General features: G+C 59.0%; 13 protein-coding genes. 4 read left to right on the forward strand and 9 right to left on the reverse strand.

Annotated elements, in window-relative coordinates; genetic code table 11:
- Positions 1-163: 163 nt before the first annotated feature.
- From dapB to grpE, 4 genes are all read right to left on the reverse strand, one after another.
- Positions 164-970 (reverse strand): 4-hydroxy-tetrahydrodipicolinate reductase, encoded by an 807-nt coding sequence (gene dapB / locus J3P93_RS23640; protein WP_090281703.1) that lies wholly within the window; start codon positions 968-970, stop codon positions 164-166.
- Between the two features lie 9 nt (positions 971-979).
- Complete coding sequence (gene dnaJ, locus J3P93_RS23645) at positions 980-2,104, reverse strand: molecular chaperone DnaJ (protein ID WP_090281702.1); 1,125 nt, start codon at positions 2,102-2,104, stop codon at positions 980-982.
- Positions 2,105-2,400: 296 nt separating this feature from the next.
- A complete protein-coding gene (gene dnaK, locus J3P93_RS23650) occupies positions 2,401-4,317 on the reverse strand; it encodes a molecular chaperone DnaK (protein WP_090281701.1) in 1,917 nt (638 codons plus the stop codon).
- Between the two features lie 101 nt (positions 4,318-4,418).
- Positions 4,419-4,985 carry a nucleotide exchange factor GrpE gene (gene grpE, locus J3P93_RS23655; protein ID WP_090281700.1) on the reverse strand — a complete coding sequence of 189 codons (567 nt, stop codon included), beginning with the start codon at positions 4,983-4,985 and terminating at the stop codon, positions 4,419-4,421.
- Between the two features lie 240 nt (positions 4,986-5,225).
- Between grpE and recN the strand changes: the two genes are divergently transcribed.
- Positions 5,226-6,899: a DNA repair protein RecN gene (recN, locus tag J3P93_RS23660; protein WP_206415525.1), complete on the forward strand. Its 1,674-nt coding sequence runs from the start codon at positions 5,226-5,228 to the stop codon at positions 6,897-6,899.
- 76 nt (positions 6,900-6,975) lie between these two features.
- Here the strand turns inward: recN and fur are convergent, their stop codons facing one another.
- Positions 6,976-7,380 carry a ferric iron uptake transcriptional regulator gene (gene fur / locus J3P93_RS23665; RefSeq protein WP_016771770.1) on the reverse strand — a complete coding sequence of 135 codons (405 nt, stop codon included), beginning with the start codon at positions 7,378-7,380 and terminating at the stop codon, positions 6,976-6,978.
- 97 nt (positions 7,381-7,477) lie between these two features.
- Here fur and J3P93_RS23670 point away from each other — a divergent pair, with 97 nt between their 5' ends.
- On the forward strand, positions 7,478-8,005 hold the full coding sequence (locus J3P93_RS23670) for an outer membrane protein assembly factor BamE (RefSeq protein ID WP_090281698.1): 528 nt from the start codon (positions 7,478-7,480) through the stop codon (positions 8,003-8,005).
- Positions 8,006-8,067: 62 nt separating this feature from the next.
- On the opposite strand, the gene J3P93_RS23675 is transcribed toward J3P93_RS23670, so the two are convergent.
- Genes J3P93_RS23675 through J3P93_RS23685 form a run of 3 tightly spaced genes read right to left on the reverse strand, consistent with a single transcriptional unit; the run spans position 8,068 to position 10,214 of the window.
- Positions 8,068-8,376: an RnfH family protein gene (locus J3P93_RS23675; RefSeq protein ID WP_434592464.1), complete on the reverse strand. Its 309-nt coding sequence runs from the start codon at positions 8,374-8,376 to the stop codon at positions 8,068-8,070.
- Positions 8,357-8,803 carry a type II toxin-antitoxin system RatA family toxin gene (locus J3P93_RS23680; RefSeq protein ID WP_394507535.1) on the reverse strand — a complete coding sequence of 149 codons (447 nt, stop codon included), beginning with the start codon at positions 8,801-8,803 and terminating at the stop codon, positions 8,357-8,359. Before J3P93_RS23680 ends, J3P93_RS23675 begins: the two co-directional genes overlap by 20 nt.
- A 7-nt stretch (positions 8,804-8,810) precedes the next feature.
- A complete protein-coding gene (locus J3P93_RS23685) occupies positions 8,811-10,214 on the reverse strand; it encodes a sodium-dependent transporter (protein ID WP_434592467.1) in 1,404 nt (467 codons plus the stop codon).
- 119 nt (positions 10,215-10,333) lie between these two features.
- Here J3P93_RS23685 and smpB point away from each other — a divergent pair, with 119 nt between their 5' ends.
- On the forward strand, positions 10,334-10,816 hold the full coding sequence (gene smpB, locus J3P93_RS23690; protein WP_007953781.1) for an SsrA-binding protein SmpB: 483 nt from the start codon (positions 10,334-10,336) through the stop codon (positions 10,814-10,816).
- A gap of 137 nt (positions 10,817-10,953) precedes the next feature.
- Here smpB and J3P93_RS23695 read toward each other — a convergent pair whose 3' ends face one another.
- Positions 10,954-11,721: an FCD domain-containing protein gene (locus J3P93_RS23695; RefSeq protein ID WP_090281356.1), complete on the reverse strand. Its 768-nt coding sequence runs from the start codon at positions 11,719-11,721 to the stop codon at positions 10,954-10,956.
- 263 nt (positions 11,722-11,984) lie between these two features.
- Here J3P93_RS23695 and J3P93_RS23700 point away from each other — a divergent pair, with 263 nt between their 5' ends.
- Positions 11,985-13,679 (forward strand): lactate permease LctP family transporter, encoded by a 1,695-nt coding sequence (locus tag J3P93_RS23700; RefSeq protein WP_434592472.1) that lies wholly within the window; start codon positions 11,985-11,987, stop codon positions 13,677-13,679.
- Positions 13,680-13,750 lie beyond the last annotated feature (71 nt).

A 13,750-nucleotide genomic window follows, 5' to 3' on the forward strand; every position in this document is an offset into this window, starting at 1 on the left:
TTATTCTGCGCGCTTTTAGTGGACACACTAAAGCTGTAGCTTACAGAAAAAGGCTTTTTTGGTCCACCGCTAAAGAGCCCTAAAGGCCGGAGAATGCGACAGGTCGTCGCCAAGCGGAGAAAAACCGGCGCAAACAGGGCGTTTGCACCGGTTCAGCACTGCATCAACGCAGCTCGAGCACGTCCTGCATATCATAAAGACCCGGCTCACGACCATCCAGCCACAGCGCGGCGCGCACCGCACCCTTGGCGAAAGTCATACGGCTCGATGCCTTGTGCGTGATCTCCAGACGCTCGCCCTCGCAGGCAAACAGCACGGTGTGATCACCCACCACATCACCACCGCGCACGGTGGCGAAGCCGATGGTTTCACGCTCACGGGCGCCGGTGTGACCTTCGCGACCGTAGACCGCAACTTTCTGCAGATCACGATCCAGCGCACTGGCGATCACTTCGCCCATGCGCAGTGCGGTGCCCGACGGCGCATCGATCTTGTGCCGGTGATGCGCTTCGATGATTTCGATGTCCGCTTCATCGCCCAAGACACGTGCCGCCATGTCGAGCAGCTTCAGCGACAGATTGACGCCGACGCTGAAGTTGGCCGCGAAGACGATCGGAATGTCCTTGCCCGCCTCGACCAGCAACTGCTTCTGCGCTGCATCCAGCCCGGTGGTGCCGATGACCATGGCTTTGCCGGCCTTGCGGCAGAACGCCAGATTTTTCAGCATCACTTCCGGCAGCGTGAAATCGATCAGTACATCGAACTCTTCCGCGACGGCCTCGATATGCCCGGACAACGGCACACCGATGCGCCCCAGCGAAGCCAGCTCACCGGCGTCGACACCGATCAGCGTACTGCCGGGACGCACCACCGCGGCCGTCAGACCGGTCAGCGGCGCGCGCTGTTGCACGGCTTCGACCAGAATCTTGCCCATGCGCCCAGCAGCGCCCATCACAGCTATACGTCGCATGCCGACTCCTTACAGATCGCCGAAGAAACGCTTCACACCGTCGAACCAACCGGTGGTTTTTGGCGAATGGCTGTTGTCGTCGGCCAGCGAACTGCGGAACTCTTCCAGCAGCTCACGCTGACGACGGTTCAGGTTGACTGGCGTCTCGACCGCAACGCGGCACATCAAGTCGCCTGCACCACCGCCACGCACCGGCGCCACACCCTTGCCGCGCACACGGAACTGCTTGCCGGTCTGGGTGCCTTCAGGGATTTTCAGCTTGACCCGACCGTCGAGGGTCGGAATTTCCAGCTCGCCGCCCAGCGCTGCGTCGACAAAGCTGATCGGCACCTCACAGAACAGGTGCTTGCCGTCACGCTGGAAGATGTCGTGTTCGCGGACATTGATGACCACGTACAGATCGCCCGTCGGACCACCCTGCGTACCCGCCTCGCCTTCGCCGGACAGACGAATGCGATCGCCGGTATCGACGCCGGCCGGCACTTTGACCGACAGGGTTTTGTATTCTTCAACGCGACCGTCACCGTGGCACGAATCGCACGGATCGGAAATGATCTTGCCCTGACCATGGCAGCGCGGGCAGGTTTGCTGCACCGAGAAAAAGCCCTGCTGCATGCGCACCTGACCGATACCGCCACAGGTCGGGCAGGTCGATGGCGACGAGCCTTTCTTCGCACCCGAACCATCGCACGGCTTGCAGTTGACCAGCGTCGGCACACGGATATTCACCGAGGTACCGCGCACCGCTTCTTCCAGATTCAGCTCCAGGGTGTAGCGCAAGTCGCTGCCACGCTGAGCGCCACCACGGGAACCGCCGCGACCGCCGCCGAAGAAGTCGCTGAAGACGTCGCCGAAAATATCGGAGAAGTTCTGCCCGCCGAAGCCGGCACCGCCACCGCCCATGCTTGGGTCGACGCCGGCATGACCGTACTGGTCGTAGGCCGCGCGCTTGCTGGCGTCGGACAACACTTCGTAAGCCTCGTTGGCTTCTTTGAACGCCTCTTCCGAAGCCTTGTCGCCCGGATTACGGTCAGGGTGGTGCTTCATTGCCAGGCGGCGATAGGCCTTCTTCAGGTCCGCTTCGCTCGTGCCTCGCTCGACACCCAATACTTCGTAATAGTCACGCTTTGCCATAAGTTCTTTGCACTCTTAAGGACGTTCGGCAAACCCCTCCTGAGCCTCGCCAAACTCGTTGAGCCCCCATAAAGGCCCGGACCCAACTCACGTCAATTCAACGATCCTGGTCTTGATTCATTCGGTATTTGCGGCATGAAAAGCAGGAGCATCTTCAGCCATACCGGCAGCATCCGAGCGTTGTCGCATGCTGTAAAAATTCGCGTATTCCAGATACGCCAACGCGGGAGCAAGCTCCCGCGCGGCGACATCCTACCAGTCACCGCCGCAAGGCAGTCAACCGGACGACCAACAACTTACTTCTGGTCTTTTACTTCTTCGAACTCTGCATCGACAACATCATCAGCCTTCTCGGCCGACTCGCCTTGCGGGGCTGCGCCATCAGCTGGCTGAGCCTGTTCGGCGTACATCTTCTGCGCAACCGGAGCGGAGACTTTCGACAGCTCTTCAACCTTGGCTTCGATGGCAGCCTTGTCGTCGCCTTTAACAGCGGCTTCGAGGGCAACCACGGCAGCTTCGATGGCAGTCTTCTCTTCGGCAGTCACCTTGTCACCGGCGTCAGCGACCATCTTGCGAGTCGAGTGAACCAGTGCGTCGCCCTGGTTACGGGCAGCGGCCAGCTCTTCGAACTTGCGGTCTTCCTCGGCATTCGCCTCGGCGTCACGCACCATGCGCTCGATTTCTTCGTCGGACAGACCGGAGTTGGCCTTGATCACGATCGACTGAGTCTTGCCGGTGGCCTTGTCTTTCGCACCTACGTGCAGGATGCCGTTGGCATCGATGTCGAAGGTTACTTCGATCTGCGGCACGCCACGTGGAGCAGGTGGAATGTCGGCCAGGTCGAACTTGCCCAGCGACTTGTTCTGTGCGGCTTGCTTGCGCTCGCCCTGCAGAACATGAATGGTCACAGCGCCCTGGTTGTCGTCGGCAGTCGAGAACACTTGCGATTTCTTGGTAGGAATCGTGGTGTTTTTCTCGATCAGCGCGGTCATCACGCCACCCATGGTTTCGATACCCAGGGTCAGCGGGCTGACGTCGAGCAGCAGAACGTCTTTAACGTCACCGGCCAGAACCGCGCCCTGGATTGCAGCACCCATTGCAACAGCTTCGTCCGGATTGACGTCTTTGCGAGCTTCTTTACCGAAGAAATCGGTTACCAGCTTCTGCACCAGCGGCATACGGGTCTGACCACCGACCAGAATCACGTCGTTGATCGCGCCAACGTCGATACCGGCGTCTTTCATGGCGATACGGCAAGGTTCGATGGTGCGCTGAACCAGGTCTTCAACCAGTGCTTCGAGCTTGGCACGCGAAATCTTCACGTTCAGGTGCTTAGGACCGGTGGCGTCTGCAGTGATGTACGGCAGATTGACGTCGGTCGACTGAGCGGACGACAGCTCGATCTTGGCTTTCTCAGCGGCTTCTTTCAGGCGCTGCATGGCCAGCGGGTCACCTTTGAGGTTCATGCCGCTTTCTTTCTTGAATTCATCAACGAGGTAGTCGATCAGACGAATGTCGAAGTCTTCACCACCCAGGAACGTGTCGCCGTTGGTGGCCAACACTTCGAACTGGTGCTCGCCGTCGACTTCAGCGATCTCAATCACGGAAACGTCGAAAGTACCGCCACCCAGGTCATAAACGATCACGGTGTGATCGCCCTTGGCCTTGTCCATACCGTAAGCCAGAGCGGCTGCGGTCGGTTCGTTGATGATACGTTTAACGTCCAGACCGGCGATGCGGCCGGCGTCTTTGGTCGCCTGACGCTGACTGTCGTTGAAGTAAGCCGGAACGGTGATCACCGCTTCGGTCACTGCTTCGCCGAGGTAGTCTTCGGCAGTCTTCTTCATCTTTTTCAGGATTTCAGCCGAGATCTGTGGCGGCGCCATTTTCTGGCCGTTCACTTCAACCCAGGCGTCATTGTTGTCAGCCTTGACGATCTTGTAAGGGACCATCTGGATGTCTTTCTGCACAACTTCTTCGTCGAAACGACGACCGATCAGACGCTTTACTGCGTACAGGGTGTTGTGCGGGTTGGTCACAGCCTGACGCTTGGCCGACTGACCTACCAGAATCTCGCCATCGTTGGCGTAAGCGATGATCGACGGCGTGGTACGCGCGCCTTCAGCGTTTTCAATAACTTTAGCCTTGCCGTTTTCCAGCACGGAGACGCAGGAGTTGGTAGTCCCCAGGTCGATACCGATAATTTTGCCCATGTTCACTCTCCCGAAACTTTGATTTTTTTGCCGCAGCAGTGGTGGCTGACTGCGGTAATACTTAAACGCTTGACTTCTAAATGGGGGCCTTGCGGCTAATTTCAAGCCTGCTCGTCAATAGAAGGCGAAACTGGCGCTGGCGCCTTGCTGACCACAACCATGGCCGGGCGCAACAGGCGACCGTTGAGCTGGTAGCCTTTCTGGAACACCTTCAGCACGCTGTTCGGTTCGACGTCAGCACTTTCCTGCATGGCCATGGCCTGATGCTGAACGGCGTTGAACGGTTCGCCATGCGGATCAATCGCTTCCAGCTGATAACGCTTGAGGGTGTCGTGGAACATCTTCAGCGTCAGCTCAATGCCTTCGCGCATCGGGCGGATGCTTTCGTCGTCCGGGCTCGACAGTTCGAGGCCTCGCTCCAGGCTGTCAACGATAGGCAGCAGGTCGCCAGCGAATTTTTCCAGGGCAAACTTGTGCGCCTTCTCGACGTCCTGTTCGGCACGGCGACGGACGTTCTGCAGATCGGCAGCAACACGCAGAGACTGATCCTGCGCGGCGGCCAATTGCTCTTCGAGCACTTGTACACGGGTCGCCAGGTCGTCACCCGAACCTTCGGGCGCCTGATTGGCTTCTGGGTTTTGCGGATCTACTGTCGATTCGTCAGCCATAGAATTCTCCTTTCAATTTCGTCCGCGAGCCTGACTCGCGCTTCTGCCCCGATATATGGGGCCGCAAAATCAGGCTTCAAGGGCTGGATTCGATTGTCCCTACAAAAAAGTGCTGATTAGTCATTCTCGAATGCGCTAAGAAAGTTTTTTGACCAAGCGAATCGAGCTAAGCGGGGGCATTGTCAGGCCCGAACAAAACACTGTATAAATAACCAGACCTCAAGCTTGGGAGCGGCCTTTATGCTGGTGCACCTGTCCGTACACAACTACGCCATCGTTGAACATCTCGATCTCGAACTCGATCGCGGGATGAGCGTGATCACAGGGGAAACCGGCGCCGGCAAGTCGATCATGCTCGACGCGCTGGGCCTGACCCTGGGCGATCGCGCCGACAGCGGCGTAGTGCGCCCGGGCGCCGACAAGGCCGATATCCTGGCGACGTTCGATCTGGCCGACATCCCGGAAGCCAGCGCCTGGCTGGCCGAGCGCGATCTGGACATCGACGGCCCGTGCATTCTGCGTCGGGTCATCACCTCCGAAGGTCGCTCGCGCGGCTATATCAATGGCACGCCCTGCCCACTTGGCGACCTCAAGTCGCTTGGCGAACTGCTGATCGATATCCACAGCCAGCATGAACACCAGTCGCTGCTGAAAACCGATACCCACCGCCGCTTGCTGGATGAGTACGCCGGCGCCACCGATCTGGCCCGTCAGGTGCAGCTTGCCGCCCAGCGCTGGCGCCAGACTCGTCAGGAACTGGAGCGCTTGTCCAACTCCGGCGACGAACAACGCGCACGTCATCAGCTGCTCAGCTACCAACTCGAAGAACTGGAAAATCTCGGCCTCGGCGAGAACGAACTGGAGCAACTGGAGCAGGAACACAAGAACCTGACCAATGCCGAAACCTTGCTGGGCATTTGTCGCCAGGTGGTCGAACAGTGCAGCGAAAGCGATTCGGGCAATGTGCTGAATGCGCTGACCGCCAGCCTCAATCGCCTGTCGAGCGTCAACCATTCCGCCGGCGCGCTGGGCGAAGCCAGCAGCCTGCTGACCAGTGCACAGATCCAGGTCGAAGAAGCCGTCGGTGAGCTCAACCGCTTCCTCGACAATTTCGATGCCGACCCGGCGCGCCTGCAATATCTGGAAGAACGTCTCGACGCCATCTACACACTGGCGCGCAAGCACCGCATTCAGCCCACCGAAGTCGGCGAAATGCAGCAGAAACTGCTGGATGAAATCGAAACACTGAATGCCAATGACGAATCCATCGAGCGCCTGGGTGAAGAGCTGGCCTCGTATGCCCGTCATTATCAGGAGAAAGCACGCGAGCTGAGCGACCTTCGCCATCAGGCAGCCGGCAGCCTCGCCAGCGCGGTGGAACAGGAAATTCAGCGCCTGGGCATGCCCGGCGGTCGCTTTACCATCGAATTGAAAGCCAACAGTGGCGACGAACTGCAACCCAACGGGCTGGAGCAGGTTGAATTGCTGGTCAGCGCCAACCCCGGTCAACCGTTGAAAGCCCTGGCGAAAGTAGCCTCTGGTGGTGAGCTGTCACGGATCAGCCTGGCGATTCAGGTGATCACAGCGCAGACGTCACGCGTGCCGACGCTGGTGTTCGACGAAGTGGACGTCGGTATTGGCGGGCCAACGGCGGAAATTGTCGGCCAGTTGTTGCGACGTCTAGGCGAGCGTGGCCAGGTGCTGACCGTGACGCACTTGCCGCAAGTGGCCGCGCAAGGGCATCAGCATCTATTTGTGCACAAGGTCCGCGATGAAAAAGCCACTCACACCGCTGTCGCGAAGCTGAGCAAGAACGAACGTATCGAAGAAGTCGCACGCATGCTCGGCGGCATCGATCTGACCAAGGAATCCTTGGCCCATGCGAAAAAAATGGTGGTAACGGCCAAGGCCTGACCCGCAGCAGAAAGCACGAAGGCGACCCTTGGGTCGCCTTCGTTCGTTTCGCGAATGTGAAATTCGCGCGACATGCTTACTTTTTCTTGCGTACGTACAACACCAGGTTGTGATCAACCATCTCGAAGCCATGCTTCTCGACGATCGATTTCTGAAGTTTTTCGATTTCTTCGTCGAAGAATTCGATGACTTCACCCGATTCCACGTTGACCATATGGTCGTGGTGGCCACCGTCAGCCAGTTCGAAGACCGCGTGGCCGCCGTCGAAGTTGTGGCGGACCACGAGGCCGGCCGCTTCGAACTGGGTCAGGACACGGTAAACCGTGGCCAGACCGACGTCCTCGCCAGCTTCCATCAACGCCTTGTAGACGTCCTCGGCACTCATGTGGCGCTGCTCGGTGGAGTCGAGCATTTGCAGGATCTTGACCCGTGGCAGGGTCACTTTGAGGCCGGCTTTGCGTAGTTCGCTATTTTCAACCATGGTCAGCTTTCTCGCGATGCTGCTTCGCAGCTTCTCTTAATGCGGGTATGATCGGCGTTTACGTTGTCCCAGCCAAGATAGTGGAAGTCGCCCACCGATGCAAAACACCAAGCTCTTGCTAACCAGTTTCACCTTTGTGGGACTGCTCGCACTCGCCGGTTGTTCATTCCCCGGGGTTTACAAAATCGACATCCAGCAGGGCAATGTCGTCACGCAGGACATGATAGACCAGTTACGCCCGGGAATGACCCGGCCGCAAGTACGGTTTATCATGGGCAACCCTCTGCTTGCCGACACGTTCCATGCCGATCGCTGGGATTATCTGTACAGCCTGCAACCGGGTGGCGGTGAACGCCAACAGGAACGCATCAGCGTTATTTTCAACTCCAACGACCAGCTTGTCAGCTTGTCCGGTGACTTTATGCCGGGCGTGAGTCGTGACGAAGCCATTCTCGGCAAGGACAGTGGCACTACCGTCACCGCGCCCGCTGAAAACGCCGAGAAGCCAGAAGCTGAAAAACCAGCCAAGCCAGGCTCCTTGCTGGATCAGATCCAGAAAGATGTCGATGGCGTAGAAACCGTTCCGGTGCCAACGCCAGAACCGCTGGACACCTCGCCGCAATAATTTTGCGAGGCAATAAAAAACCCGGACATTCCGGGTTTTTTATTGCCTGCGTTTTGTTCACCTCAAAGACTTCGGGCCTTGGCCTCTGCCGCTTTTGCTGCTCGCAAACGTCGCACTTCCTTCGGATCGGCAAGCAACGGCCGGTAGATCTCGATGCGATCACCCGCCTGAATCACACGCGTGTCCGCGACCGTTTTACCGAAGATACCCAACGGGCACTCATCCAGCTTGAGCTCAGGAAAGTCGGCGGCGATTCCCGACGCCTGCACCGCCGCACGAACCGTCATGCTTTCCGGCACATTGACCGTACGCAGCACCTGACGATCAACCGCGGCGTACACCACTTCTATCTCAAGCACCGGGCTGACCATGCATCTGTTTGGCGCGCTGACAGAACGCATCTACCAGCTGATTGGCCGCCTGATTGAACAAAGGGCCCAACGTGGCACGCACCAGCGGCCCGGCGTAATCGAACGAAAGGTCGAGGCTGATCTTGCAGGCCTTTTCGTTCAGCGCCTTGAACACCCAGACGCCGTGCAACTGATTGAAAGGCCCTTCTTCCAGATTCATTTCGATCGACTGCCCCGGGACCAAGGTATTGCGCGTCACGAAATGCTGGCTGAGGCCGCCCTTGGCCACGCCGACACTGGCGCGCATGTGTTCCGGCGAGCTCTCCAGCACCTCTGCAGCCGAACACCACGGCAGGAATTCCGGATACCGCGCCACGTCATTGACCAGGTCGTAGAGAAACTGCGCCGGGTAAGGCAGCAGCGCGGATCGTTGAATATGTGTCGTCATGTAAGCGTTACTTCCAGAGCTGAGCGGCAAATACTACAAGAATGCCGATAGGCGCCACGTAGCGCATCAAGAACAGGGATAGGGCAAACAGTGCCGGGTTGCGGATCGACAACTCGTCGCGCACCGCCTCACGCCCCATCACCCATCCGGCGAACAACACGAAACACAAGCCACCGACGGGCAACATGATCCGCGAGGTGAAGAAATCGATCACGCCGAAGAAATCCAGACCGCTCTTCGCGCCCCATTGGTAGAGGCTGAACATTCCGCCTTCGTTCACGAAAAACTTGGCTTCCTTCCAGATATTGAAGGAAAACACCGTGCCCAGACCGACGAACCAGCAGGTAAAGGCCAGCCAGAAAGTGACCCAGGCGCGAGTGATTTTCGTGCGTTCGACCAGGTAAGCGACCATCGGCTCAAGCAGCGAAATCGCCGAACTCCACGCCGCCACCGCAACCAGCACAAAAAATACCACGCCCATCAACTGGCCGAAAACCACGTTACCAAAGGCAAATGGCAGGCTGACGAACATCAGCCCCGGCCCCTCACTCGGGTTCAGGCCGGCCGCAAACACAATCGGAAACAACGCCAGACCGGCGACCAGCGACACGAATGTATCGAGCAACGCGACACCGACAACGGTACGCGACAGCGAGGTGTTCTTCGGCATGTAGGCGCCGTAGATCATGATCGAACCGACACCGACGCTCAGCGAGAAGAACGCGTGGCCCATCGCCGGCAGCAAGCCATCAAGGACCTTCTCCGGATGGAAGTCGAACATGAAGTGCACGCCCTCCATGAAATGCCCGGTGGTCATGCTGTAGCCCAGCAGCACCAGAATCATCACGAACAACAGCGGCATCATGATCCGCAGGCTGCGTTCCAGGCCGGCAACCACGCCTCTGGCAATGACGAACGCCGAGAGCAGCATGAAAATCGTGTGCCAAAGTGTCAGGCGCCATGGATCGGCGATGACATTGCCGAAATACGCGCCGACCTGATCAGGTGTCGCGCCCTGGAAGTCGCCGCGACCCATGTCAACGATGTAGTCCAGCGACCAGCCGCCGACCACACTATAGAAAGACAGGATCAGCAACGCCGTGATCATCCCGGCGAAGGCGCCCCACGACCACTTGGGCGAGTGCCCGGCTTCCAGCGCCAGCACCTTTAGAGCGTTCGCCGGACTTTGCCGGGCGCGCCGGCCCATCAGGGTTTCAGCGAGCATCACCGGCACGCCGATCAGCGCGATGCAGGCCAGAAACATCAGCACAAAGGCGCCGCCGCCGTAGACCCCGACCATGTAGGGGAATTTCCAGATACTACCCAGTCCCACGGCCGAACCGGTCGCGGCGAGTATGAATACCCAGCGGCTAGCCCAACTGCCGTGGACAGAAACCTTGTCTGTCGACATCGTTTATCACGCCCAAGCGTTAGAAAAAGAGGCCGCATTGTCCGGGATTCACTCAACCTGCTCAAGCACGCAGCATCACCGTAGCCGACAGCCGAACAACTCCATATAATGCCGCCCCTATGGCTAAACAGAAGAAACACCCAACAGGGACCATCGCGCAAAACAAAAAGGCGCGACACGATTACTTCATCGAGCACAAGTTCGAGGCTGGTCTGGTCCTGGCCGGCTGGGAAGTAAAAAGTCTGCGGGCGAGCAAGCTACAGCTGGTCGACAGCTACGTGCTGCTCAAGGATGGCGAAGCGTGGTTGCTCGGCAGCCACATCACGCCGCTGATGACCGCAAGCACCCACGTCATCGCCGACCCGGTGCGCACGCGCAAGCTGCTGCTCAACCGCCGCGAGCTGGACAAGCTCGCCGCCGCCGTGCAGCAAAAGGGTTACGCCTGCGTCTGCCTGTCCTGGTACTGGAGCAAGCACATGGTCAAGTGCGAGATCGCTCTGGGCAAGGGCAAGAAGGAATACGACAAGCGTGACACCGAGCGCGAACGCGATGCCGGCCGCGAATTGCAGCGCGCGGTGCGCAACAAGGGCAAGGAAGACTAATTTCCACCCTGATCGTTGATCGTTCCCACGCACTGCGTGGGAATGCAGCAATGGACGCTCTGCGTCCGCATTGTGACGCGGAGCGTCACGGGATGCATTCCCACGCAGTGCGTGGGAACGATCGCTTGCAGAATTAACTACATCCCCTTGCGCCGCTCCGCCCGCGCCATCCGCTGAACTTCCTGCCGAACCTCTTCCAGCACTTCCTGCACATACAGAATGTGGCGACTGGACACTTCCCGCGCCTGCTCCGCACGCCCCTCGATAATCGCCAGATACAATTCCCGATGCTGAGTGATCAGCATGTCGCGGGTCTCCGTGCGCTGCTTGTACATGCCGCCGATGTTGGTCACGACGTTGCGCTTGAGCAGATCGAACAGCCCGCGAATGGTGTGCAGCAACACCGCGTTGTGGCTGGCCTCGGCAATTGCCAGATGGAATTTCGCATCGGCGGCACCCTCCTCCGCCCGACTGACTTCTTCGTGGCGCGAATAGCAGTCCTGCAGTTCTTCGAACGCGGCAGTCAGGCGCTCGCGATCCACATCGGTGGCGCGCAATGCGGCGTAATAGGCGCACGATGCCTCCAGAGTGTGGCGAAACTCCAGCAGATCCCGCTGCGCCTCGGGGTTGCTTTCGAGCAGTTGCAACAGCGGATCGCTGAACGTCGACCCCAGGCTTTCGACCACATAATTGCCGCCGCCCTGACGGCTGACCAGCAAGCCCTTGGCCGCGAGTTTCTGGATCGCCTCGCGCAGCGACGGACGTGATACGCCGAATTGCTCAGCCAGCGTGCGTTCCGCCGGCAGCCGCTCGCCGGACTTCAGCGTGCCTTCGAGAATCATCCCCTCGAGCCGCTCGACAATGTCGTCAGACAAACGGCGCGAACGTATCTGATCAAACCCCATAACTCATTTCTCCACGATCCCGACCGCTCGCCGGGCTCTCTATTCTGGCCTATCGGCGCTCTGCCGGCACCTGGCCGACGCCACTTGCCGAAAGCGGAGCAGATGCGATCTGCACCGCATGTTCGACAAAAGTTTTAGGGCGACAAATTGACACACCGATATCAAGGCTTTTACCCTAGCCAACAGCGATTGTAAATTGGTCTTACCAATTAACCAAGAACGCTGACAGTGCCTGACCAACAACAATTAGGGGCCACCCCACTATGCAAACCTGGCAACAGCTCTACAGCCCGCTCGGCAGTCTCGGCGTCTCCGCACTCGCGGCCGTCATTCCCATCGTGTTCTTCTTTCTCGCCCTGGCGGTGTTTCGCCTCAAGGGCCATGTCGCGGGCAGCATCACGCTGGCACTGTCGATTGCCGTGGCGATCTTCGCCTTCCAGATGCCGGTCGACATGGCGTTCGCCGCGGCCGGGTATGGCTTTGCCTACGGCCTGTGGCCGATTGCCTGGATCATCGTCGCGGCGGTGTTCCTCTACAAATTGACGGTAAAAAGCGGTCAGTTCGAGGTCATCCGCAGTTCGGTGCTGTCGATCACTGACGACCAGCGCCTGCAAGTGCTGCTGATCGGCTTCTGCTTCGGTGCATTCCTCGAAGGCGCGGCCGGTTTCGGCGCACCCGTGGCGATCACCGCTGCGTTGTTGGTGGGCCTGGGTTTCAATCCCTTGTACGCCGCCGGCCTGTGCCTGATTGCCAACACTGCACCGGTTGCCTTTGGTGCGCTGGGGATTCCGATCATCGTCGCCGGCCAGGTCACCGGCATCGACGCTTTCAAGATCGGCGCCATGACCGGTCGCCAACTGCCGCTGCTGTCGCTGTTCGTGCCGTTCTGGCTGGTGTTCATGATGGACGGCCTGCGCGGCGTGCGTGAAACCTGGCCGGCCGCGCTGGTTGCAGGCTTGAGCTTCGCCGTCACGCAGTATTTCACGTCGAACTTCATCGGCCCGGAACTGCCGGACATCACTTCGGCCTTGGCCAGTCTGATTTCCCTGACCCTGTTCCTGAAAATCTGGCAGCCAAAACGCGCCGCCGGGCAACACATCGCCGGCGCCGTGTCCGCGTCGGTGGTGAGCGCCAGCGTGGGCGGTTTCGGTCAGAAGCGCACCACCGTGGCTTCGCCTTACAGCCTCGGGGAAATTTTCAAGGCGTGGTCGCCGTTCCTGATTCTCACCGTGCTGGTTACGATCTGGACGCTGAAGCCTTTCAAAGCGATGTTTGCTGCGGGCGGCTCGATGTACAGCTGGGTATTCAACTTCGCGATTCCGCACCTTGATCAACTGGTGATCAAGACTGCGCCGATCGTGGCCAATCCAACGGCCATTCCAGCGGTATTCAAACTCGACCCGATTTCTGCGACCGGCACAGCAATTTTCTTCTCTGCGCTGATTTCGATGCTGGTGCTGAAGATCAATTTCAAAACTGGTCTGACCACTTTGAAAGAAACCTTCTACGAACTGCGCTGGCCAATCCTGTCGATCGGCATGGTGCTGGCGTTCGCCTTCGTCACCAACTACTCGGGCATGTCGTCGACCATGGCTCTGGTACTGGCCGGTACCGGCGCCGCATTCCCGTTCTTCTCGCCATTCCTTGGCTGGCTGGGCGTGTTCCTCACCGGCTCCGATACCTCGTCCAACGCGCTGTTCAGTTCGCTGCAAGCGACCACCGCGCACCAGATCGGCGTCAACGACACCTTGCTGGTAGCCGCCAATACCAGCGGCGGCGTGACCGGCAAAATGATCTCGCCGCAATCGATCGCCGTGGCCTGCGCCGCGACCGGGCTGGTGGGCAAGGAATCGGATCTGTTCCGCTTCACCCTCAAGCACAGCCTATTCTTTGCAACGATCGTCGGTTTGATCACCTTGGCTCAGGCCTACTGGTTCACCGGCATGCTGGTGCATTAAGCCTACAAGCAATACAGCAATAACCGACGCCGGCCCGTGATCCGGCGTCAGCCATTCACCACCGGGTCTGT

Source organism: Pseudomonas sp. R3-57 (genome assembly GCF_051132065.1).
Classification (GTDB): Bacteria; Pseudomonadota; Gammaproteobacteria; order Pseudomonadales; family Pseudomonadaceae; genus Aquipseudomonas.